Source organism: Variovorax sp. N23 (assembly GCF_025486315.1).
In the GTDB taxonomy this organism is placed as follows: Bacteria; Pseudomonadota; Gammaproteobacteria; order Burkholderiales; family Burkholderiaceae_C; genus Variovorax.
On record NZ_JAOOPY010000007.1, the window covers coordinates 54,250 to 78,178 of the forward strand.

General features: G+C 62.2%; 18 protein-coding genes and 1 pseudogene. 12 read left to right on the top strand and 7 right to left on the bottom strand.

Features of this window, described 5'->3' with window-relative positions; translation table 11 throughout:
- Positions 1–124 precede the first annotated feature (124 nt).
- The 3 genes and pseudogenes from N8A90_RS12625 to N8A90_RS12635 all read left to right on the top strand — a co-directional run bounded on the left by N8A90_RS12625 (position 125) and on the right by N8A90_RS12635 (position 2,190).
- On the top strand, positions 125–547 hold the full coding sequence (locus tag N8A90_RS12625) for an Hsp20/alpha crystallin family protein (RefSeq protein ID WP_262072812.1): 423 nt from the start codon (positions 125–127) through the stop codon (positions 545–547).
- Positions 548–642: 95 nt separating this feature from the next.
- Positions 643–1,089, top strand: coding sequence for a universal stress protein (locus N8A90_RS12630; protein ID WP_262075250.1), 447 nt, complete (start codon positions 643–645; stop codon positions 1,087–1,089).
- Between the two features lie 324 nt (positions 1,090–1,413).
- A pseudogene (locus tag N8A90_RS12635) lies at positions 1,414–2,190 on the top strand (transposase).
- 84 nt (positions 2,191–2,274) lie between these two features.
- On the opposite strand, the gene N8A90_RS12640 reads toward N8A90_RS12635, so the two are convergent.
- The 6 genes from N8A90_RS12640 to N8A90_RS12665 form a co-directional block, all read right to left on the bottom strand.
- A complete protein-coding gene (locus tag N8A90_RS12640; protein ID WP_262075251.1) occupies positions 2,275–3,303 on the bottom strand; it encodes a hypothetical protein in 1,029 nt (342 codons plus the stop codon).
- Positions 3,304–3,794: 491 nt separating this feature from the next.
- Positions 3,795–4,889, bottom strand: coding sequence for a hypothetical protein (locus tag N8A90_RS12645; protein WP_262075252.1), 1,095 nt, complete (start codon positions 4,887–4,889; stop codon positions 3,795–3,797).
- Between the two features lie 11 nt (positions 4,890–4,900).
- Positions 4,901–7,687, bottom strand: a complete 2,787-nt coding sequence (locus N8A90_RS12650) for a hypothetical protein (protein WP_262075253.1) — start codon at positions 7,685–7,687, stop codon at positions 4,901–4,903.
- A 1,472-nt stretch (positions 7,688–9,159) separates the two neighbouring features.
- Positions 9,160–9,978: a metallophosphoesterase gene (locus tag N8A90_RS12655; protein ID WP_262075255.1), complete on the bottom strand. Its 819-nt coding sequence runs from the start codon at positions 9,976–9,978 to the stop codon at positions 9,160–9,162.
- 261 nt (positions 9,979–10,239) lie between these two features.
- The gene (locus tag N8A90_RS12660; RefSeq protein ID WP_262075256.1) at positions 10,240–11,442 is read right to left on the bottom strand and encodes an AAA family ATPase; all 1,203 of its coding nucleotides are present in this window, start codon (positions 11,440–11,442) and stop codon (positions 10,240–10,242) included.
- Between the two features lie 130 nt (positions 11,443–11,572).
- Positions 11,573–12,601, bottom strand: a complete 1,029-nt coding sequence (locus N8A90_RS12665) for a ParB/RepB/Spo0J family partition protein (RefSeq protein ID WP_262075258.1) — start codon at positions 12,599–12,601, stop codon at positions 11,573–11,575.
- A gap of 171 nt (positions 12,602–12,772) precedes the next feature.
- Here N8A90_RS12665 and N8A90_RS12670 point away from each other — a divergent pair, with 171 nt between their 5' ends.
- The 6 genes from N8A90_RS12670 to N8A90_RS12695 all read left to right on the top strand — a co-directional run bounded on the left by N8A90_RS12670 (position 12,773) and on the right by N8A90_RS12695 (position 18,510).
- Positions 12,773–13,012 carry a helix-turn-helix domain-containing protein gene (locus N8A90_RS12670; protein WP_262075259.1) on the top strand — a complete coding sequence of 80 codons (240 nt, stop codon included), beginning with the start codon at positions 12,773–12,775 and terminating at the stop codon, positions 13,010–13,012.
- Between the two features lie 290 nt (positions 13,013–13,302).
- The gene (locus N8A90_RS12675; protein WP_262075260.1) at positions 13,303–13,617 is read left to right on the top strand and encodes a hypothetical protein; all 315 of its coding nucleotides are present in this window, start codon (positions 13,303–13,305) and stop codon (positions 13,615–13,617) included.
- Between the two features lie 181 nt (positions 13,618–13,798).
- Positions 13,799–14,578 (top strand): metallophosphoesterase, encoded by a 780-nt coding sequence (locus N8A90_RS12680; protein WP_262075262.1) that lies wholly within the window; start codon positions 13,799–13,801, stop codon positions 14,576–14,578.
- Between the two features lie 307 nt (positions 14,579–14,885).
- The gene (locus N8A90_RS12685; RefSeq protein WP_262075263.1) at positions 14,886–15,866 is read left to right on the top strand and encodes a Bug family tripartite tricarboxylate transporter substrate binding protein; all 981 of its coding nucleotides are present in this window, start codon (positions 14,886–14,888) and stop codon (positions 15,864–15,866) included.
- A gap of 25 nt (positions 15,867–15,891) precedes the next feature.
- Complete coding sequence (locus N8A90_RS12690) at positions 15,892–17,004, top strand: LLM class flavin-dependent oxidoreductase (protein ID WP_262075264.1); 1,113 nt, start codon at positions 15,892–15,894, stop codon at positions 17,002–17,004.
- A gap of 45 nt (positions 17,005–17,049) precedes the next feature.
- Positions 17,050–18,510, top strand: coding sequence for a SidA/IucD/PvdA family monooxygenase (locus N8A90_RS12695; protein ID WP_262075266.1), 1,461 nt, complete (start codon positions 17,050–17,052; stop codon positions 18,508–18,510).
- Positions 18,511–18,532: 22 nt separating this feature from the next.
- On the opposite strand, the gene N8A90_RS12700 is transcribed toward N8A90_RS12695, so the two are convergent.
- Positions 18,533–19,507: a tripartite tricarboxylate transporter substrate binding protein gene (locus tag N8A90_RS12700; RefSeq protein WP_262075476.1), complete on the bottom strand. Its 975-nt coding sequence runs from the start codon at positions 19,505–19,507 to the stop codon at positions 18,533–18,535.
- Between the two features lie 180 nt (positions 19,508–19,687).
- On the opposite strand from N8A90_RS12700, the gene N8A90_RS12705 reads away from it, so the two are divergent.
- From N8A90_RS12705 to N8A90_RS12715, 3 genes are read left to right on the top strand one after another with little or no spacing between them, the layout of a single operon-like run.
- Positions 19,688–21,910 (top strand): rhodanese-like domain-containing protein, encoded by a 2,223-nt coding sequence (locus tag N8A90_RS12705; protein ID WP_262075267.1) that lies wholly within the window; start codon positions 19,688–19,690, stop codon positions 21,908–21,910.
- Positions 21,907–22,890: an ABC transporter permease gene (locus N8A90_RS12710; RefSeq protein WP_262075268.1), complete on the top strand. Its 984-nt coding sequence runs from the start codon at positions 21,907–21,909 to the stop codon at positions 22,888–22,890. The genes N8A90_RS12705 and N8A90_RS12710 overlap by 4 nt, the downstream gene beginning before the upstream one ends.
- Positions 22,891–22,939: 49 nt before the next feature.
- Positions 22,940–23,929, top strand: coding sequence for an ABC transporter permease (locus tag N8A90_RS12715; protein WP_262075269.1), 990 nt, complete (start codon positions 22,940–22,942; stop codon positions 23,927–23,929).

A 23,929-nucleotide genomic window follows, 5' to 3' on the forward strand; every position in this document is an offset into this window, starting at 1 on the left:
TCCCTCCCTTGATCCAACGCAAGGAAGTGCCCCGGTCACTCCCTAGACTGATGCGGTCGAGTTCTCGCGAGCGGAACGCTCAGTGCTCGATGACCGTTCATCCCTATCAACCTAGGAGATTGCAATGACCACACTGGCGCGCCTTGACAGGATCGAGAACCTCTTCCCGGAGCTCATGCGGCGATGGGCCCGGCCCCTGCAGATGCTCGACGACACGGACATTCCCGCCGACCTGCGCGTGGACGTCAGCGAGAACGACCACGAGTACCTGGTCAGCGCCGAGATTCCCGGCGCGAAGAAGGAAGACATCCGGGTGTCCATCGACGGCAACTACGTATCGATCACCGCGGAGATCAAGAAGGAGCAAGAAGAGAAGCATGGCCGCTCCCTGGTCAAGGAAACCTACCATGGGAGCGTCTCGCGCGGCTTCACGCTGGCGAGCGACGTGGACGAGAAGTCGGCGGTGGCCAAGCTGGAAGACGGCGTCCTGCGCCTGACGCTGCCCAAGCGCGAAGGCACCACGAGCCGGTTGCTTCAGATCCAGTGAGTTCTCCGCGCGCCTGCCCGCCGGGCGGGCGGCATCGGCGTCTACGTCGGGGCCGGTTGTAGACGCCTCCTTTCCCTGGTCGCAAGGAGAATGCCGTGTATTCACGAATCCTGGTTCCGCTCGATGGCAGCAAGACGGCCCAAAGGGGCTTGGACGAGGCGATACGCCTGGCGGCCGCGCTCAAGAGCAAGCTGCACCTGCTGCATGTGATCGACGACTTTCCCATGCTGATGGAGATGTCGGTCGTCAGCAACTTCGAGACCACCCTGAACGAACTGAGGGCGTATGCAAAAAAAATGCTCGCCGACGCCGTGACACGCGCGTCCGAAGCCGGCGTGCCCAGCGACATCAGTCTGCGCGAAGTCGTCCAGGAGCGCATCGCCGGCGTGATCGTCGACGAGGCCGGGAAGGCGGGTTGCGATCTGATCGTGATGGGAACCCACGGCCGGCGAGGCATCGGGCGCGTTGCCCTGGGAAGCGACGCCGAGAACGTCCTTCGCACGAGTCCGGTCCCGGTCCTTCTGGTGCGTAGCGCGTCGTAGGCCGCCCGGCGGCGCGTGAGCGACGGAGCGCTCGGCACGCAGACGGCTTCTTGAGAATCCCGGGGAAGGGCCGCTATTCGCCGCTGGCCGGGCTGGAAACAAGCGGGCGCAAAGATCTAACTTTTTCGACCGTAGCTTATCTAGGGAAGCTCTTTCCAATGACCGCGAAAGTTGCAGTGTTACCCACCGACAGCCGGTGAGTAAAGTTCCTGCACTTATTGCATGTTGAGCAAAGTTGCAACGTTTCTCGCAACTTACCAAAATGGGCTGCTGCCGGGTTCAAAGACACCTTGCTAAGGTGGAAGATGAAACGGGATTTGGTTCATGGGAGCGAGAAGGCAGTTCAGCCGAGAGTTCAAGCTTGCAACAGTCAAGCTGGTTAAGGAGCGAGGCGTGGCGGTGGCGCAGGCTGCACACGACCTAGATGTGCACGAGAACGTGCTGCTCAAGTGGATACGCGATCCGGCGGTCGACCCGCGGCCTGCATTCTCCGGGCAAGGGGTCGTGAGGCCCGGGGAGGTGGAGCTGGAGCGTTCGAGGAAAGAGAACGCCAAGCTCAGGATGGAGCGCGACCTGCTGAAAAAAGCAGCGGCCTACTTTGCCAAGGAGTCCATGTGAGGTTTGGGCTTCCTGACGAAACACCGAGGGAAGTGGCTGTTGGCAATGATTTGCGCGGCGCTCGGTCTCTCGCGAAGCGGCTTCTACGCGTGGCTTAGCAGGCCCAGGAGCCAACGCAGTCTGGCTCGGCAGCCAGGTGCGCCAGAGCTTTCTCGGCAGCGACCGCACCTATGGCGCCCGGCGCGTGTGGCATTGCTGCATCACTCGGACCAGGGCAGCCGATACACCAGCGAGTACTTCCAGGAATTGATCAAGCAGCAAGGCATGACCTGCAGAATGAACCGTGCGGGCGAGGTCGGGGACAACTCAGCGATGGACAGCCTCTTCAGTTCACTGAAGACCGAGCGCACGGCCAGGAAGGTGTACCGCTGCACGGAGCAGGCTCGTGCTGACATGTTCGACTACATCAAACGCTTCTACAACCCGACGCGTCGTAACTTGACGCTCGGCTACGTGAGTTCCGTAGAGTTTGAAAAAAATTAAAAAGCTTAGGAGGGTCTCTATGAAACCGCAGCGGCCCAAAATACACGCGTAGAGATCGAGTAAGAAGGCAGGTAACGCGAAACTCTATGGGAAGGCGCCGGGCTTCATGCAAGAGAGGTCTCTTTCAAGAAGCATATCTGCGCATCGTGAGTTAAACCTCAGCAAACGGCGTTGATGCAGCCGCGCAAACTTGTGCCCTGCGTCAAGGGAAAAGCCCACCGCCCGTGAAATATCAGTGTCTTCTTTGGCACCTCGAAGCCAATACGTATTGAGAGCAACCACCTCGCGGTTGAATCTATGCTGAGCTTTTGCAAGGACCGCCGTGGGAGTGGTAGGAGCTACAACGGGGTGTTCGAGTTTCGCCTCGTCTTCGAAGAAGGCGCTAATCGCACTGCAGATCGCGTAGAAATGCGCTAGCACAAGTTGGGCAAGAGTAGATAATTCACTGTCGCCCCATCTTTTCAGTGATTCAATAAAATCTACTGAAAAATATGAAAACCTTTTCGTATTTCGAATCCTGTCGATTTCACTATATTTAAGTAAATCATTCCAACGCCCCAGCTCCAACAATCTTCGACGATACTGTGATTCATCGATCGAGTCCTCATAATACGCTCTCCATATCGCTAACGCCTGCGCGCTCCCGGGTTCTTCAACTTGAACGGGTTTGCCCAAGGCATACAGGATTGGCCGAGAGGAAAGATCGCGAATCCAACCCCTTCTTTTTGAAAAGAATCTTTTTGTAATTTGCCTGCGAATAGATTTATAAATCAGCGCGAATTCGTATTGAGTTTTCGGACTATCTACAGGAAAAGCTGATATAGGAGTAGGATTTCTGGGTGAGATGAATCTGACGCGAGGGTCCAGAGGAATGAAAAGATCGCGATCGACGTCTATTGACTCCACTTGGCTAAGAATCCAGAACTCAGCGACTTGTTGCTTGATGTCCAGCACCTTCAGGTGAATATTGTCCTCCGCCAAAGTTGGTGCGGCGTACCCAAGCGCGTCGGGAAAATTAATCTTCAAGACTTGAAGCCATTTCGCAATGGGTCGGAATGCAACTTCGCAGGAGGCATGAAAATCTCTTGTTTCACTCCAAGCATTAATGCTCATGGTTTCGCTGAATGGAGTGCAACAAAAGCCACAGCAAAAAGGCGTTCGAAATGAGCCCCAGTCTAACGTGTAATTCGGGGTCGATGCACCACACGTCAAACATTTCGACAGAATAAAATCCCTATGAATAGGACATCGCGAAAGTGCGGTGATTTGAAAAAATGCCGATTGATACCCGTGCGTCAAGCATGCCCGGCAGTAACGAAAGGCCGTTGAGTCCGCGAGTAATTTTGCGATTTGTTCACCAGCGTATGCACTTAAGAAGTGTTCTGGCCACGCTACTTTTTGCCTTTCCAGCGATTTGCTTGGTTTCGGGGGCGCGAGCAGTGCAAGTGCCTCGGTGCCACACCCGTACCTAGCAAGTGATCGCCGGCGGAAGAGACTTGCGATCTCGTTGCTGCTAGCCATGTTCGCCCACGCATATTTCCAAGCAAGCGTAAACGGCCCCTCGAAAGGACCGATCCAGCCTGCACCCCAAGTTCTCTCCACGCTCATTGGGCTCTCGACGAGATAAGTTTGGGCTTCAGATAATCGTCGAGCGAAGCACCCGGGCTGAATGTCACTCCGACCGCTTCCCGGTACCCACAATCCTCGACAGCCTCCGACCACGCCTTTGGGTCAAATGGCTTGTGTGAGATCTGGAAGTTCATTCCATCGACCAATGCGTTCTCGATGGCTGCGGAGAAATACTCCGCACCAAAATCCATCGAGGTTTTCTTGACTTTGACTGAAAGAGCAACTTTCTGAAATGCCATCCAGAGCGAGGCTGCTTCAGATTCGAGCCTCCAACCGTGCTCGTAGGCGGTGGGGAAGAAGAATCGCGAAAAAGACCATCCGCTACCGGGAGGGAATTCTGCAACCTGCGGGTCGTCGTAGCCAGACATGAAGTTGCCTAAGTCTTCTTTTGACGTAAGGCCCGAAAAGAGAATAAGATGCGCAAAAAATTGGCCGATCAACTCGATCTGGCCCGAATTCGCTAACGCGCTGCGGAGGTGGACAATCTCCGGAGATCCAAAGCAGACTGGGGTAACGCGCAAGCCCTTTGCGAACAAACGGTTGATCAGATCGGAGAGATAGACAAGTTCGTTCGCATTCAACCGGTGGACCGCATCAATGAACAAGGCAATATGAGTGGCCCCAACGGACGCGGCCTTGACCTGCCACTGGCGTGTGAGCGCCTCAAGCGAGGAGCCTGTGCGCAGTGGACCAAAGTTCGGTGAGCCCGTCGAGTACTCATTCATCCATCGAAAGAAAGTCTCAGACCGGGGCGCGCCGTCCGATCTCCGACTAACCAACCTGACAACCAAAAGGCCAGGAACCACATTGCCGGCCTCTGCGGCAATGTATTCGCAGGCATAGGTGACACCGAAACGTGAAGGCCCGATCACTGCACAACTAGGACGTCTCATCGCGAGACACCGCAAGACTTCATTGCAAGCTTGCAGAATTGGCAAACTGGGTAAAAGATAGGCGCGCTGGCAAACCGGGTGAGATGAGCTCATGTCAGCTTGCTCCACTCCATCCGATGGCGGCGCCAAACCGCGAAGGGCTATTTGGTTTTGCCCTGAGTTCGAAGTCGTGTCCATCACTCCTCCAGTCAGTAGAGGCCTCTCGGCGGTCTCGATCGCACAAATGCGGGTAGCCGCACAGGCCTCGATGGTTGGTTCGGCGAAATTTCAACCTTGTGTAACTCAGCAGCTGACGGCACTTCCGGGATAGGCAATCCCGTCGAATGGGAAATTTTCGCCACGCTGGTCGCCGCCCTTGAAATCTTGCACGTGTGCTCACTTTCAGAGACGGCTTTTCTTGCTTTCATGCTCAGGTAGGCTTGTACCCAGTCCTCGTCTGGGCCACGCTCCAATTGCCGAAGATCCATTAACTGATTGATTTGCTTTCGGGTGACTCGTTGGTGAGGAATCCGGTCCCAACCGCGTGCAGCGACCAGGGAACCCAACTCGTTGCCGTCCGGTAGGAAGACAAGAACGGTGCGCATATCCCGCACGTTGATGTGAACCGTCAGCGTCTTGCCAATGAGCCAGGCTGCGTTTGCGAGGAGGTCACTGGTGTAGTGAACGCGATCGACTTCGATGTACGGTCGACGGCCTTGTTTGATGTTGCCTCGAACGGCTCGGAACTCCGTGACTACATGAAGATCCCGTTGCCCCGGGAGCGGTGCCGGAAGCCGTCGCGGAACGAAGTCGCTGCGTGCCCCGTAGATGCAATCCTTAAGTCCTTGCAGTGGTGAACGCCAGCCGAGTGATTCAATATTCGTTGCGTTGTAGGTGGCCAAGCTTACATCGATCAAATACAGAATCTCCGCCCAATCGCACTCGATCAATTTGGCCTTTCCCATGGGATCCTTTCGGCGAGGATCCTTCGGATGGGAGCCTGTGGTGTTGGGCAGGCGTTGGAATCCTTTTTTTTCAAGGACGCTGAAAACGGCTTCGATGAGTGCCCGGCGCGTCCAATCGCCCACCGGGCCCACGTTAACTGCGCAGCCCACACGGCTCCTCAATCGCTCGAGCATCGCGAAGGAAGTATTAATCGTGGCGCTATCGAGCATGTGTATCGACCAGCCCGCTCCTGCAAGTTCCGGAATCACCCCCGATGGCAGGCCCGCGCCCTCTGGGTAGTTGATCATCGGCTGCTCGCAGGTCGCCGGCTTCCAAACCGATAGCGCATGCTGATTGGCGGCAAGTGCATCGTCCGCCGTTCCATCGCTTCCGATGGACACTGAGTATCCCAAACACGCCCTGTAGGCAAACTCGACGATAACTTGAATTCGAATGCGGCTTATCGGAATAACCGTGAAGCCCGACGGATGCGGAACCCGCACACTGCCAATCAGATCTAGGGTATGGCCGTCCTGAGCCACTGTTTGATAAGGCAATTGATCGAACTCGATGGACGGTCGAATCCCGTTGCCCAGCTTTGCTCGGTAGCCTGCTCCGCGTCCCCCTTGGATGTGGGCTGTTCTGGCGAAGTGCTTGCCCTTCATGGCGGCGACGTACTTCCGAATGGAATATCGAGCCTTGGTCTTCTGGTTGAACGGCCACTCTGCAACAGTTATACCTTCGGCTGCGCAAAGCTTCAGGAACACCGTGTGAACGCTGTTTGCGGTGACCGAAGACTCATGAAGTTTACCTTCGCCGGACGTCTGCAAGATCTTTGCATCGACTGCATTCTTGATCTTGGGATGCATTCGAAAAAAGAGTGAGAGTGCGCCGGCATAGCCGGTAGCGAGTCCATCGCCTCGCGGAGAAATCGACGCCCTGCGTTCGTATGGAACAGTTCGAAAATTCTGGTTCAGCGCGCGCCACCCCACCAACTGACCGTCATCGTGCATCGACAATGCCCGATTTAGCTGACGGACGAGTTCCGCACGGCAAACGTTGTGCTCTTGTTCGACGGACAGCACCTTGGCGCCATCGATATAGGCCATCAGCGCAGCCCTCAGACGCCGGAAACGAGATCGGTCGCACTCATCCAGGGTTTCTTCTGCGACCGTGGGCCACTTGCGGTAGTCACGGACCTCTGCCGGTATGTTTTTTCTGGTAACCCAGAGGGGATTGGCGTCGCTCTCCGCCAGTGAAACCGCTTCACCGATATGGTCTTTCACAGACGCCGTGCGCACCGCGAGGGCGCGCCGCTGACGTTCTTCTAAAGTCTCTGCACGCGGAGAAACCGGCGCCAATTGCTCGAGATCTGGGAGATCCCCGACTCCTGGGTCCAGCTTCTGCGCATCGCTTCTCCAAAGAAAAGTGCGCTTACCGACGGGACGTCGGTTGATGTCGCTTCGTAGTCTTCCGCGCGAAACCTCTAGGAACAATGCCGCCAATAACTCAGGGTGTTGCTCGTGAGGCGTGACACACAGCAGTTGCTCAAGCGTCCAGACCCCATTGCGTTCGAACAGATCGTCCAGTGCCTGCTTCGATTGAGCCAGCGGGTGCAGTGCACATGCGTTTATGGCTGCATTCGCATACTGCCAGTTGACGATCTCGACGGCTCGCGCGTCGAGATCGCCGGAGCTAATGACCGCATGTGTACCGCCAAGCGCGGCAGCAAGTCTAGCCCGAGCTTCGAGTTGCAGTTCATCCTCTAGGTTGCTCGACGGGCCCGCATGGCGCACAACATCGTACAGTCGAAGGCCCCCATTAGTCAGTGTCGCGGCGACGTCGAAATCGCGGATGTCTGTGCCGTTCGTAGCAGACCGAAGGCGCTTAGTACTGTCACCAGTGCAGAACGATGTCACGTCAGGAGCAGCTTGTAGAAGGCATGCGTTGTAGAAGTGCATGTCGCTTCCCATTACAACGTCGCCAGCCTTTTCGATGCGGGTGTACCAAAAATTATCCGGCACACCCGCAAGCTGGGTGGCGGAGCGCATCCTCGACTTGATGCCCTTTGTGCGTGATCTAGGGGACATATTCAAAACGTCTCACACCATTAGGATGGGAACTCCATTTGGGCGCTCAGCTTGGATGCCGCTGCGCAGAGCAGGGCAAATCTCCTCAACTTTCACGCAAGCGCCGCCGCAATGCTGTACGGACACCCAACGCGCTGTCAAATGTGTCGCGGCTTGTCACGGCCAAATAGCGGAGCAGCCGTAAATTGTTCGAAGTCGTTGCATCACATCTCCTCGTGTTTAAGGATCAGCAGAAGCCAAGGTTGTTCGCGACATTCGAGCCGCTTTGCGGTCTGATCCTTGTTGGTCGGCAATGGCGGAGAGCTCGACAGGTATGTCAGTCGTCCTGATAGCACGTCTTTATAAGCCGCATTTTTTCTCGCGCTTCGATAGGCGACTCAAGACCCCGAGAGAGCGTACCAGCGAAATAGTCTGAAATCAACAGTCGCGCCGCTAGATAAAGCAGCAGCATCCAAAGACAGGACACAGGGTCAAGCAATCGTCGCCTGCCGAGAACTCTTCTAAATATTCCGAACCACGCTTCCACGAGGAAGAAAAATTGATGTGAATTCAACTTTTTTCCCAATGACGTTTGCTATATCTTTTGCGCCATACTTACGGCGCAAATCATTAGGAAGTATTTTGGCGCGCAACCATCGCCTGCGCGAAGCCATCGCGTACATTTAACTTGCAAAGCCGAGGCGAACTACTACCGTCAACTCGCAGTCAAAACACCGAGGTGGCGGGCCTTACTTAAGCCGCCCGGCCTCCTGGAAACCGTGGCGGATTCGTGAGTCGATGCGCTCGGTGGCTGCTCCCAGTCGACCACCCGTCGCGTGATGGAGTGCAACCCAGGGAAAAACGGCCATCGGGCGAGCGTCTTGGCAGAGGTTGCCTGCAGCCGTGCGCTACGGCCTAAGCGTTACAAACTGGTCAAGATAAAAGTGCGGGGTTGGCCCTAGTGGCGAACCTGCTTCGATTGCTGTGTCACCAGAGCAGATCGCCGGCTGGTCCATACATACCTATCCAGACGGATTGAGCCCTCCATGTGTCGCATGAGGCGATCTACCGCAGCCTGTCCGTTCAAGCTGGTGGCGCGTTAGAGCGTTGAAGAAGGAGTTCCTGGAGCACATCAGGCGCACTCAGGGCATGCGATGCTCTCGATGCTGCACCCAGAAGTCGGAGATATATCGACCCGAGTGACCTCGCGGCGCATCTGATGCGGGGAGTTGGGTTATCGAACGAAGAATGCGCACCAGGGCTAGCACGGGATCGCGAACAACGTCTCGGCATACCGGCGGATCATGCCGGCCAGGGGCGCAAGGTACTCTCAGGCACGCATGATGGCGGGTGCCTGCACGCAGCGGCTGCGCGATTTGCCAAAATGGGGGAGGCCACGTAACTCCAGCGACTGAAGCGCCGCGCAGTTCGGGATAAATGTTGTGCGCTGCACCTCAGACTTTGATTACTAACCCAGGATCAAAGTCCTGATTCTCGATCCTACCGCTCCAGTTGACGTAGCCGCGCGGATTGCATGTGACTCGGCAGGTGCCGACCCGGTAGTCGAATTGCTGATGTGTGTGGCCATGTACCCAGAGCACGGGAATATCAAAGAACACATCGGGAAGCTCGGTGACAAAGGCGCCTGAGGCCCAGTCATCGGCGTAGAGCTGCGCCAGCGAACCGCGATGAGGTGCGTGGTGCGTGACGACCACTGTTGGGCCAGGGAACGGTTTCGCAAGGTTGTCAAGCAACCAAGTGCGCTGCGCTTGGTGGATCCGAAGCGTATCGGCCGCACGAAGCTTTCTTCCTCGGTTGTCGCGCCAGGTCCCGGGTTCTGCCGACTCGTCGACCGCGCGGATCAGTGCATAGTCGTTGAGCAGGTTGGTCGCCACCCTCATGGCCCGGTCGACATCACTGACCGGGCCTTCGCGCGTCTCGACAGCAAGCTCGAAATCAGTCCACAGCGTCGCGCCGAGGAATCTCACGCCATCCATAACCAGTTCATCGCCGTCGAGAAGATGGACATTGCTGTTCTCGGCTGCTCGGCGCGCCTCGGACAGGGTGGTGTCGAGCCGGCCGTCGTAAAACTCGTGGTTGCCAGGTACATAAACCACGGGCTTGTCCTGAAAGCGCTGAGCTGCCCACTGAATTGCACGCTTCGCTGGAGAGTGAATGTCGCCGGCGAGGATGACAGCGTCGAACTCGAGGTCACGCACCGGCTCGAAGGGGGCAAACTCAAGATGCAGGTCGGACAGGATCAGCAGCTTCATGGGCGGGTTCGTTCGAAGTGGGGGTGCAAGGTGGCGCAGGCTTCGCGTCAAAACCGACGAAGGTGCTGCAGACCACCAACTGGTCTTGGCGCCTGTCGGCCGAACATTCGGCATCGTCGAGCGCCATCCACAGCTCTTCGGCGGTGCCGTGAATTGCAGCCAGGCGAGGATCTCGCCTTCGCGCGAAAGGTCCGAAAGCTGCTGCGCTTGAACGACTGAACGCGATGCTCACGTGCGGAGCGGACGTCATCACGCTCACCATCAGTGCAAGTACCGGGGCGCTCTGTTGAGTTCCAGCGTCTCCGGCGGAAAGTCCTCCAGGACCAGATGAAGTCGCCCGTTCACAAGCGCACGCGCAGCCGCATCACGCACCGCATGGGTGATCTCGCGAGCGGTGAGGTGTCCGAGTTGATGAGCGAGCCGTGCAGGCGGCTCTAAGAACCCAGGCACCCCCAGCTTCTCGATCGCACTAGCAACAATGGTGCGGGCAGCGTCTAACGCTTGCTCTCCGGTGGGGGGCGTAATCTCAAACTCTCGAAGGCGAGAGCGGATGGTCTGCGGCACTCTATCCGGGTTGTTGGACGTGGCAATGTAGATGACGAGGCTGGCATCGAAGGTCATGTCCAAAGCGGCATCTCTTGCATTCTTTGCACTTGTTGGTTCGAGAAGAGAGTGCAATGCCGCCAGAGGGTCATACCGCCCCGCGGAAGGAGCCTTGTCCAACTCGTCGATCAGTAGGATCGGATTTGCGACATCGCCAAGGACGATCTGATCGAAGATGATGCCGCATGCTGCATTGCTCCAGTGGCGCTCCGATCCAAGGAACAGAGATGCAGTCTGGGCATTCTCCATTGACTGTCTCCGTAGCGGTGTGCCCAATGCTTCAGCAAGATCATTCGAATAGTGGGTCTTGCCGATGCCTGGTGGACCGTATAGATGGATAGGGGGAACTGTGAACGGTTGCTTGCTGCGGAGTGACAAAGCCACCTGTGACGATACATAGCTCGTTACCTCATTGAGGTGCGGATGGGCAGCGTTCAAGAAACGCAGGGATCGCTCCCATCTTCCATGGGCTGATCCTGGACTTGCGACGCGTCGGAGTGGCCCCTTGGCGCGGATTCTTTCCAAGAGTTCCAGTTCGTGCTTTCGGTAGTCCTTGTCACGAAGCGCCAGTGCGCGTTTGGCAACGCGTACGATCTCCTGGCCATAAATGACTGGATGAAACAGTCTGCGCGTCCGGCGTCCGATTAAAGCGTCGAACGCTTTGATCGTGCCAGCCTCGTCGTTCAGATCCGCAAGTGCAGATGTCCGCGGAGCTTGCGGCACCGGAGATCGTGGTGGTGGGGGCTTTTGGGCAACCAAGCGAAGCTCTTCGGCCCAGCGCTGTTCTTGTGCAGCCGCAGCGCGTTCTCGTCGTTCTTCCTTGAGCAGGTCTCGGAGCGGGGCGGGAAGGAGGATGCTCACAGACGCACGGCTGTTCGGATCGGTGTCGTGCTTGCTATACCCGGCTGGAGCGTCACTGTCGTCCGTCACCTTTCGCTCCTGATGTACACGGGATCAAATGATTGGATGAGGAAAATCGGCGTGGGTACTCTCATCGCTTCTTGAAGACCTGCTGAATGGCACGCACCACCTCGGACTGCTCGGGAGCGGTCAGGACACGATGAAAGCGGACCACGGTTCTCTGGTGAGCATCGCGTACCACCTCCCCGATCCTCTTGCCGCCGTGACACAGGGTTGCGAGACCGGATTCGCCGCGAATCTCTGCCTTCGGTGGCAGTCCGATAAGCGATGCGAAGATCAACGCCGGTGAGAGGGCTTCTACGTCTCGCGTCTGTTTGGCTCGGCGAAGCACAGCCGCGCGATCGCGCAGGAGTGCGTCCGTTAACGGCTTGGCCCAACGGTACTGAAGATCGGTCGGAGATCGGAAGGCTCGTACGACCTGCTCAGGGAGTTGCGCGAGGGACATCGCGCGACTGACCGTTCCCGGATCGCAACCTACCGACTCTGCCAATTGGCGCATGGAGGGGAACAGGCCTGCATCAACGGCCTGCAGGTACATCACCCCTTGTTCCCATGGGGAGAGGCTCTGGCGATTTCGATTCTCCCGATCCATCTGCGCGAACAGTTCGGCATCCGACACATCCTCGATCAACGCGAGCACCTGCAGCCCGAGCTCCAGGCACGCCTGATGTCGCCGGTGGCCGAAGACCACCTCATACAGCGGCCCGGGCAGCCCTCCTGGTGTTGAACCGGGCAACAACAGATCTGACGCTGTAGGTAGGGGGCGGACCTTGATCGGTTGGATGTTGCCGCCTGAGCACCGGATCTCCTCCTTCAAAGCGAGGTACTCGGACGATCGGTAGGTGCTTGAATGTCGGTTGGCCCATCTGGAGCGGGCGACCATAGCAGGATCAAGGAGGCGTACGGGAAGCGCACCTGAAAGGGCCTCGACTTGGCGAGTCAGGTCGGCCCACTTCCGAGCCTCTGCGACGGGGTGATCAAACAAGAAGTCGACGAGCGTCTTTACGCCTGATCGCCGATCGGTTTTGTGTTCGTTGTCTGCCTCACTTCGGAGCTGTTCCGTTAGTTCTGCTGCGGTTGTGATGTTCTGCCTGCTCAAAATCCAGGGGTCCTTTTAGTGCTGCCACCTGTATGCGGTGGGTCAACCTGCTGCTGCAGGTAGTACGTCAACAAAAATCGTAGCAAATAAAGGTACTCATCGTCCGGGTATTTATAGGCCGTGTACGGATAGGCCGTGGAGCTTTGAGCCGCGTACTTGGACTATCGGGTCATGAGTATCAAGAAGAGTGAGGCTGAAGACGGACCTCTGCGGCGCTTTGGTTCGGCGGTGCGAATCGAACGCAAGGCGCAGGGGTTTTCACAGGAATCATTTGCGGACCATGTTGGTTTGGACCGAAGCTACATGGGCGGCGTTGAGCGGGGAGAACGCAACGTTGCGCTCGCCAACATCATGCGAATCGTGATCGGCCTTGGTCTCGCCCCGTCACAGTTCTTCAAGCACTTGGACTAGCCTGCGGACCTGGGCACGAACCGCGCGATGCGAGCTGATAGAGGTAAGAGGGCGTTGTTTGAAAAGTTCGATCGCCAGAAGGCAAACAAGGAGGCCCCAAACACTATGCTCTTTGCGTTGTATACCTGAAACAACGCTACAGGCATCATTTTTCACCATGGGAGCACGCTTCTTCTTGCGATACTTTTGCCAATACCGTTCTAGGCGCGGCGCTGAGGCCTTGCCCGATCCTCAAGGCAATTTGGCGGGGCGGCAACAACTATCGCCCGGTCGATGCGCTGCTGTCGCTGTTGGAGCCGGTCACGGCCACCAAGGTGAAGGACCGCAGCATCGACTTCGAGTTCGACGCCAGCCGGGTGCTCTACGTCGCGACGGCCAACGATGACGATCGGATCAGCGCGCCCGTGCGTTCGCGTTTTCTGGAGTTCTTCATCGAGGAACCGGACATCGACGGCCGCCTGGTCCTCGCGCACAGCATCTTCCAGGCGACGCTCGAGCGCATGGTCCCGCAGGAGGATCTCAGGGCGCAGTTGACGCGCCCGACGGACCTGCAGATCTGCCGACTGGCGTGGAAGACGCCGCGGCAGATCCGGATGGCCAGCTAGCGCGCGCTGTGCGCGTTGGTCTATGCGGGGCGTGACCATTGCTGGACAGCGATTTCGACGTCGTGAAGGCTCAGAAGTCGCGTGAGAAGAAATCCGGACCATCGCGCGGCAGAGACGGTCACGGCAGAAACGACAGTGCAGATCCTTTTCCGGTTGGAGATGGGAGGCTCTGATGCATCGGATGACCAAACCCGCGCTCATGTTCTTTGGCGACCCGCACGGCGACTTCGTCCCCGTGATCGCTGCCGTCGAGCGCTTCCAGCCCGAGGCGATCGTGCTGCTGGGCGATGTCCAGGCGCGCCAGCCTCTGCACGTCGAGCTGGCCCCGATCCTGGACAAGACCGCGGTCTGGTTCATCCACGGAAACCACTACACAGACTCGGACGCCGACTATGACAACCTGTGGGGCTCGGAACTCGCGCATCGCAACCTCCACGGACGCGTCGTCGAGATCGCCGGGTACCAGGTCGCGGGCCTGGGCGGCATCTTTCGCGACAAGATCTGGAATGCGGGGCGGCCGATCGACGAGGCCGCTTTTGCCTCGGCCGACGCCCTATGCCGGTCCATGCGCCCCGAGGTGCGGTGGAGAGACAGCATTGCCCGCCGGCACCGTTCCAGTATCTTTCCGGAGGACTACCTGCAGTTGTTTCTGGGCCCGCCCGCCGACATCCTGGTGACGCACGAAGCGCCGGCGGCACACCTGTACGGTTGGCGGGCGATCGACGAGCTCGCCGAAGCGCTCGGCGTCCGATTGGTGGTCCATGGCCACCACCACCGGGACATCGACTACGTCGGCGAGGGCCTGCTGAGCGCTGCAGCACCATTCCGCGCATTCGGTGTCGACAAGGGCTCGCACTTGGCGTGGGAGAGGGATCCGCAGGGGGAGACCGAGTTGGGAGGTGTTCCACAAGACCTTCTCGACATTGCTGTCCAGGTGCTCGGCGCGAAGGCTCAAACCTGACCTCGCTGCCGTCAAGATGCCTTCACCACTTGCTTACAGAAAGAAGGCACAAGCTTGGCTATCGCAAGCCACTGCAGAGCTCCAATAAGAAAAACGGATCAACGTATTCGAATTTCGCGCTTCGCATCGCGGGTGATCGGTTGAACACTGGCAGCTCTCGCTTAGATGGTGAGTGTCTCCTCGTCGTATCGAAGCGACGTTCGGCGGGCCCTTCAGGGTCCGCCTCTTTTATTCAGCGGCCTGGCGAGAACTGCACGTTGAAAAGCCTCTTGCGGCTGCGTGAAAGCCACTGGAATTGGATATCCGCATGACAAACTTTTCCCGTCGCCGTTTTTCTGGTGCAACGCTCGCCGCCGCGGCTGCCGTGACCGGCCTGCTTCCGGCGCGTTCGTGGGCACAGGCCTTCCCGGCCCGACAACTGCACTACGTGTCACCGTACCCGGCCGGTGGCACCAACGACCTGGTAGCCCGCATCGTGAGCCGCAAGCTGGCCGCCTACTTCTCGCAGCCGGTGGTCGTCGACAACCGGGGCGGCGCGGGCGGCACCATCGGCACGCAGTTCGTGGTGCAGTCGGCCGCCGACGGCTACACGGTGCTCAATGCGTCGAGCGGCAACCTCAGCTCGGCCCCTCAGGTTCTTGGTGCGCCCTACGACCCGCTGGCCGACCTGGTGCCGGTGGGCTTTCTCGGCCACACCCGCTTCGTCTTCGCCGTGCATCCGTCGGTGCCTGTGAACACGATGGCCGAGTTGATCGCCTATGCGAAGAAAAACCCGCGCAAGATCAACTACGGCACCGCAGGCAACGGCACCGGTGGTCACATCGCAGGCGAGTACCTGCGGCTTCGCACGGGCATCGACATCGTGCATGTGCCGTACCGCGGCTCGGCGCCCGCGTTGAACGACGCGGTTGCCGGCCATGTGCAACTGGTGCTCGACCCACTCGCCGCGCAGCATGTGCGCGCCGGCAAGCTGCGCGCGCTGGCCTACTCGGGCGCGACCGCGTCGCCAGATCTGCCGGGCGTGCCGTCCATCGAGGCCGCGGGCGTGCCGGGCTGGGAGGCGACCAACTTCTTCCTGGCGGCGGTGCCGGCGAAGACGCCGGCGGGCGTGGTCGCGCAACTGCATCAGCGGTTCGTCGAACTCGCGCGCGATGCCGAGACGGTGGCGGAACTCAAGGCGCTGGGTGTGGAGATCCAGCCACTGCCCATGCCGCAGATTTCTGCGCTGCTCAAGGCTGAAATTGATGTCAACAACCGCGTGATCCAGGCTGCCGGCATCACGGCCTGAACACGCCTCGCCGCAAAGGAACATCATGACCATCGAGCTCTACGGCACCATGTATCCGCGCCTGTTCTCCGAGACCATTCCGGCCGAAGGCCCGGCCTTCGACATCCCGCACATCGAGCGCACGGCCCGTGCCCACGAAGAGGCTGGCTTCGACGGCGTGCTGCTGCCGCACAACGCGGGATGGGCCGACAATTTCCTGACGGCGGCGCGCGCTGCTGGCGTGACCCAGCGGCTGATCTTCCTGCTGGCACACCGGCCGGGCTTCGTCTCGCCCACGCTGGCGGCGCGCAAGCTCGCCACGCTCGACCACTTCACGGGCGGGCGGCTGCGCGTGCATATCATCACCGGCGGGCGCGACGCCGAGCAGCAGCGCGACGGCGACTACCTCACGCACGATGCGCGCTACGCGCGCACCGACGAGTACCTCGACATACTGCGCCGCATCTGGACCAGCGAAACACCCATCGACCACGAGGGCGCGCACTACCGTTTCGCGTCGGCCTTCTCCGAACTCAAGCCGCTCCAGAAGCCGCACATTCCCGTGTCCTTCGGCGGCGCCTCGGACCCGGCCATCGAGGTGGCGGCGAAACATGCCGACCTGTACGCGCTGTGGGGTGAAACGCTCGACGGCACGCGCGAACTGGTCTCGCGCGTGCGCGCGGCGGCCGCGCGCCACGGGCGCACGCCACGCTTCAGCATCTCGATTCGCGCCATCGTGGCCGACACCGAGGAGGCCGCATGGAAGAGGGCTCGGGAGATTGCCGAGACCACGCGCGAGGTGGGCCTATGGAGCGGCAGGTCGAAGGTGTTCGGTGGCGAGAGCTTGCCCACCGAAACCGCGGAGAACGAAGGCTCGCGCCGCCTGCTCGCGCTGGTGAAGCAGGGCGAAGTGCTCGACGAGCGCCTCTTCATGGGCGTGGCTGCGGCCACCAATGCGCCCGGAAACACCACCGCCATCGTCGGCACGCCCGAGCAGGTGGCCGAGGCGCTGCTCGCTTACTACGACGTGGGCGTGAGCAACTTCCTGTTCCGTGGCTTCGACCCGCGCACCGACGCACAGGACTACGGGCGCGCGCTGGTGCCGCTGCTGCGCGAAGGCGCGGCACGCCGCGACGGTGCGCTGCGCAAGCTGGCCTGAGCGCCAGCGGCCGATCCCTGTCATCTCTCTTCTACAAGTCCTCCCATGACTTCTGCGTCCCCATCGACCTCAGACCATTTCGCGCACGAAGCGCTGCGCCTGCTGGGGCCCGCCCCCGCCAACTGGGTGCCTGCGCACGAAGGCGTTGACCACAACGTGCTCGTCGTCGGTTCCGGTCAGACCGGTAGCGCCTTCGCCTTCGCGCTGCAGCGCGCGGGCATTGGCGGTGTCAGCGTGATCGATGCGGCCAGCCGCGCAGCGCAGGCGGGCGTGTGGCGCACCCGCGCGCGCATGCACAAGCTGCGCACGCCCAAGAGCCTGGTCGGCCCCGAAGGTCCGGTGTCGGCGCTGGGTTTTCAGGCCTGGTACGAATCGCGGCATGGGCAAGAGGCCTATGCGGCCATCGACCGCATCGGTCGTACTGACTGGGCCGAGTACCTCGACTGGTTCCGCGGCATCACGGGCACCACGGTGCGCTACGGGACTCGGCTCCTGCGCTTCGAGCCGGTCGTCGGCGGCGCAGTGCCGCATTTCCGGCTGCATCTGGAAGTGGACGGGGTCGAGCGCGTGGAGACCGCGCGCAAGCTGATCTTCGCCAATGGCGTGGCCGGCAGCGGCGCACCGTTCATCCCCGAACTGTTGTCGCCCGCAGTGGCCCAAGGCCTCGCGGCCCACACCGGCCATGCGATCGACTTCACGGCGCTGGCGGGCAAGACCGTGGCCGTCATCGGTGGCGCGGCATCGGCCTTCGACGCCGCTGCGGTGGCTCTCGAGAGCGGCGCTGCCGCCGTGCACCTGTTCGCACGCCGCGACAAGATACCTGCTACACCGGTGGCGCGCGTGCGCGGCTACCCAGGCTTCTACGACAACTACCTGTCGCTGCCCGATGGCTCGCGCTGGCACCATGCGTCGCGCTATCGCCGCTTGGGCACCACGCCGCCGCCGGACTCGGTGCAGCGCGTGCTGCGCTTCCCCAACTTCCACCTGCATCTGGGCGCGCCGTGGCAAGGCGCGCAGGTGCAGGCCGGGCAGGTGGTGGCCTCGGTGCGCGAGGAACGCTTCCACTTCGACTTCGTGATCGCCGGCACCGGCTACACACACGAGCTGTCGCAACGGCCCGAGCTGGCGGAGATCGCCGACCTGGTGCTGCGCTGGCGCGATCGCTTCCAGCCGCCTGCCGATGAGCGCGACGATGAACTTGGCGCGGCGCCTTACCTCGGCGCCGGCCTTGAATACATCGAAAAGATCCCGGGCACCGCGCCCTGGCTGCGGGACATCCACACCTACAACCCCGGCGGCTTCGCCAGCACCGGCCTGCCGCTGGGCGACGTGCCGAGCATCCGCGGGTATGTGCCAGCGGTGGTGCGGCGCATCAGCGAAGACCTGCTGCATGCCGACCTCGCGCTGCACGAGGCGCGCACGCGGGCCGACGTACCGGCAGACTTTGGCGAAGAACTCTATGCCAGTGCCGTCTGGCGGCCGGGCACGCAGCGGCTCGCGGCCTGAGCCGGCCGCTGCAGGGCGGGTATCAACGCAGGGAGATGCCCGCCGTCTGGATGGTCTTGGCGTAGCGGAGGCGCTCACCGGCCAGCGTGCGTGCCAGCTCCGCGGGTGTGCCGCCGGTCACCTTGAAGCCCATGTCCTCGAGCTTCGCGCGGGTCTCCGGTGCGGAGATCACGGCCTGGATGTCGCGGTTGATCTTCGCCACCACCGCAGCGGGTGTGCCGGCGGGCGCGAAGTAACCCTGCCAGCTCTCCACCGAGAAACCAGGCAGGCCGGCCTCTGCCATGGTCGGCACGTCGGGCAGTGCGCTCGATCGGTAGGCGGTGGTCACCGCCAACGCGCGCAACTTGCCGGCGCGCACATGGTCGGTGACGGCTGCGAGCGTGATCAGCGTTCCGTCCACATGGCCGGCCAGCACGTCCACCGTGGCCGGACCGCCGCCAGAGTAGGGGATGTAGTTGACCTGCGCGCCGGTCTCCTGCGTGATCATCTCGTGCGCGACGTGGGCGATACCGCCATTGCCGGGCAGGCCCAGGCTGATCGATTGCGGCCGCGCCTTGGCGCGGGCCAGGTAGCTGCGGAAATCGGCGATGCCGGTCTTGGGGTTGACCACCAGGATCTGCGGGTTCACCACCGCCTGGATGATCGGCGCGAAGGCCTTGTGGCCGTCGTAGGGCAGGCGGTCGAAAAGAATGCCGTTGAGCGTCAGGCCTTCGCCCTGCTGCAGCAGCGTGTACCCGTCGGCGGGGGCCTTGGCCACGCGCGCCGCGCCGATGGTGCCGCTGGCGCCGGCCAGGTTCTCCACCACCACCGATTGGCCCCAGCGCTCGGTCAGGCCCTGCGCGATCAGTCGGGTGAGCTTGTCGGCGCTGCCACCGGCCGCCACGGGGACCACGATGTGCACCGGCTTCGACGGAAAGCCGGCTGCGTCGTCGTTGGCGTGCGCCAGGGGGAGGAGGGCACCGAAGCCGGAGAAGGCGAGGGTCAGCGCGACCAGCATGGCACGGCGCGGGGCAATGAAGGGGGAGTGTGTGTTCATGTGGCGGCCAATCTAGGCGCGGCACCGGCCATCCCCAACGAAGCAATTCGGATATGCGTCAACGGAAAACTTCGTTGGGTGCGCGCGTCGGACGGCTTAGCCTGAGCGTCGAATTGCCTTCTTGCCTTCAGAAAGCCCCCCATGAGCCTTACCGACTTCCCCGTGGAAACCGCGGGAAACGACATCGCCAACGCCCGTGCGCGTGCCATCGACGCTTTTCTTGAGCGGGCCCGCGGCCTGCTTACCCAGACACAAGACGTCCAATCCCTGCAGGCCGTGGCCGATGCGTTGATTGCGCTCGGCCAGCAAGGGGCGCTGTTCCCGGCCGCGCACTTCTCCGTCGACGCGGCCCGGCCCGCCCAGGTCTACCGACTCGCCGAAGATGCCGACGGCAGCTTCGCGCTCTACCTGTCGGCCGGCCTCGCGGGCAAGGCCCAGCCGCCGCACGACCACACGACCTGGGCAGTGATCGCCGGTGTGGAAGGCAACGAGCGCAACGTGCTCTACCGGCGAGAGAAGACCACCGACGCGACGCGCGACACGTTGGTGCAGACCCGCACCGTCGACGTGGCCGCCGGCAGCGCCGTGGTGCTGTTGCCGGACGACGTGCACACCATCGAGCTCATCGGCGGCCAGGACGGCCGCCATCTGCACTTCTATGGCCTCGCGCTCGATCGCCTCGACAGGCGCGTGGTGTTCGAAAGTAATGAAGGTGGCAGCTTCCGCCACTTCGCGCCGCCCAAGAACATTCGCCACCCGGCCATCACCCCGCAGGCGCTGAAGGCTGCGCTGTCGGACGGCGAGGAGATCGCGCTGCTCGACGTGCGCGAGACCGGTGTCTTCGTGCGCAGTCACATCCTGCTGGCTGCCTCGGCGCCGCTGTGGCGCCTGGAACTGCTGATCGACCGCCTGGTGCCGCGACGCGGAACCCGCATCGTGCTGACCGACGCCAACGAATCGCTGGCCCATGACGCGGCCGCGAAGCTGGTGCGCCTGGGCTGGCGCAATGTGTCCGTGCTGGCGGGCGGCACCGGAGGCTGGGCCGCCGCGGGCTACGAGCTCTTCAGCGGCAGCAATGTGCCGAGCAAGGCCTTCGGCGAGGTCATCGAGCACGAGAAGCACACGCCGTGGATCTCCGTCGACGATCTGCACGAACGCGTGGAGCGCGGCGACGACATCGTGGTGGTCGACAGCCGCACGCCGGAGGAATTCGCCGACTTCAGCCTGCCGTTCGCGCACAGCCTGCCGGGCGCCGAGCTGGTCTACCGCATCCAGGAACTCGCGCCGCGGCCCGAGACGCTGGTGGTCGTCAATTGCGCCGGCCGCACGCGCAGCATCGTGGGCGCCCAGACCCTCATCGACGCGGGCATTCCGAACCAGGTGGTGTCGTTGAAGGACGGCACCATGGCCTGGTTGCTGGCGGGGCGCGAGCTGGCGCATGGTCGCACCGCGCCGCTGCCGGAGCCGGGTGAGCAGACGCGCCGGCGTGCGGCCGCACGGGCCGAGGATGTGGCCGCGCGCGCCGGCGTGCGCCGCATCGATGCGGCCACGCTCGCGCGCTTCGAGGCCGAGTCCGACGAACGCTCGCTCTATCGCTTCGACGTCCGCACCCGCCAGGAATACGAGGCCGGCCACCTGGAAGGCTGGCGCTGGGCCCCCGGCGGCCAACTGGTGCAGGCCACCGACGAATACGTGGGCACGCGGCGTGCGCGCATCGTGCTCGCCGACTGGGACGGCGTTCGCGCACTGACCACCGGCGCATGGCTCGCACAACTGGGCGGGCACGAGGTGTTCGTGCTGTCGCCGCCCGCCTTGCCGGTGCTGGTGCTCGGGCCTGAACCTGTCCGCGTGCTGTCGCTGCGTGCGTTCACCCCGGACATCGCGCCGCGCGAGGCGGCCGCGGCGCTGGAAGCCGGCACGGCGGTGGTGTTCGACGTGGAGCGTCGCTCGGCCTTCGAGCGGCGGCATGTCGCCGGCGCGCGCTTCGCGGTGCCCGACCGGCTGCAGGAATTCACCGCAGACCTGCCCGTGTCGCAGGTCATCGTGCTCACCTCGTCCGACGGCGTGCTCGCGCGCACCGCAGCGGCCGAACTTGCGGCCCGCACTGGCCGTACGGTGCGCGCCCTGGCGGGCGGCACCCAGGCCTGGATCGCCGCCCGCCTGCCCACCGCCACCGGGCCGGAGGGCGTGTTGACCGGCGACGACGACCACTGGTACAGCCCCTATGCGCACGCCAACGTGGCCCAGCGCGATGCCGGCTTCCAGCAGTACCTCGACTGGGAGATCGGTCTGGTGGCGCAGCTGGCGCGCGAAGGCGACGTGGGCATTCGCCTGGTCGCGCCGAGCGAGACGGCGGCGTCATGAACCTGCGCAGCGCAAGCCGCACGATGGTGCGCACCGCATGGCAGGCGGTACCGACCGTCATCGGCGTGATCTTGCTGAACTTCGTTCTGATGCAGTGGATTCCGGGAGACGCCGCCGATGTGGTCGCAGCCGAGTCGGGCTCGGCCACCGCGGAAAGCATGGCGCAGCTGCGCACGCACTTCGGGCTTGACCTGCCGGTGCTGCATCAGCTGGGCGCCTACCTGAACAACCTTGCGCATTTCAGCCTCGGCGTCTCGCCGCGCTACAACATGCCGGTCACCGCGCTCATCGGCGCTCGGCTGGGCAACACGCTGCTGCTGATGCTCACGGCGTTGGGCTTCGCACTCGCCATCGGCATCGCCGCTGGCACCTTCATGGCCACGCGCGTCGGCCGTTGGCAGGACCGCACCCTCTCGGTGGCAGCGCTGCTCCTGTACTCGACGCCGGGCTTCTGGCTGGGCCTGATGGCGATCGTGCTGTTCTCGGTGCACCTGGGCTGGCTGCCCACTGGCGGCAGCGAGAGCATCGGCGCGGGCTACACGGGTTGGACGCATGCCATCGACGTGGCGCGTCACCTGGTGTTGCCGGCGATGGCCATGGCGGGCTTCTACATCGCGATCTTCTCGCGCCTCACGCGGGCCGCGATGCTCGAGGTGGCGCGACAGGACTTCGTGCGCACGGCCGAGGCCAAGGGCCTGCACCCGTGGCGCGTCAACCTGCGCCATATCTTGCGCAATGCGCTGATCCCCGTGACGACAGTGGCCGGCATGCATTTCGGCACGCTGCTGGGCGGCGCGGTGGTGGTCGAGACGGTATTCAGCTGGCCTGGCCTCGGCCGGCTGGCCTTCGACTCGGTGGCCGGGCGTGACTACACCGTGCTGCTGGGCGTGCTGCTGATGTCGTCGCTGCTGGTCATCGTGGCCAACATGCTGGTCGACCTGCTGCACGCGTGGCTCGACCCGCGCATCCAGGTGCGCTGAGCGCGCCTTCGCCTTCCTCTTTCCGAAATACGGGCTTTCAACGCTTTCGATGTCCACACCCTTCACGCTCGATGCCGCGCTCGCGAACCCGCCGGCACATCCACCGACGCCGCCTGCGGCGCGTCGCCCCGAACCACCGGCGGGACCTCTTGCACCGGCTGTCCCTGCCGCGAAGGCCGCGGTGGACGCCAAGCCCGTCTCCAGCCGACATGCCGCGCTGCGCGCCTTTCTGCGCAACCCGGCCGCCGTGGCCGGCGTCGTGCTGCTCGTTTTCATGCTCGTGCTGGCGTTGCTGGCGCCGTGGCTTTATCCCGGCGACCCGCTCGACATGGTGGCGCCGCCGCTGCTGTGGCCGGGCCAGGATGCGGCCTATCCGCTGGGCAGCGATTCGCTGGGCCGCGACGTGATTGCCGGTATCGCGCACGGCGCGCGCATCTCGCTTTCCGTGGGCGTGGTGGCGGCCGTGCTGAGCCTGGTGATCGGTGTGCTCGTGGGCGCCACCGCCGGCTACTTCGGCGGCCGCATCGACGATGTGCTGGTGCGCATCACCGAGCTGTTCCAGACCATGCCGTCGTTCCTGTTCGTGATCGTGGTGGTTGCCATCGGCCAGCCCTCGGTGCCGGTGATCGTGTTCGCCATCGGCCTGGCGTCGTGGCCGGTGATCGCGCGGCTGGTGCGCGCCGAGTTCCGTGCGCTGCGCGAAACCGAGTTCGTGCTGGCCGCCCGCAGCCAGGGCTTCAGCCATGCACGCATCATCTTCCAGGAGATGCTGCCCAACGCGTTGCCGCCGGTGATCGTGACCACCTCGGTGCTGGTGGCGAGCGCCATCCTCATCGAGTCGGCGCTGTCCTTCCTCGGCATGGGCGACCCGAATGCGGTTTCGTGGGGCAGCATGATCGGCCAGGGGCGCGAACTGCTGCGCACCGCGTGGTACCTCACGGCGCTGCCGGGCGCGGCGATCGTGCTGACGGTGTTGGCGCTGAACCTGGTGGGTGACGGACTCAACGATGCGTTCAACCCGCGGCTCAGGGGACGCTGA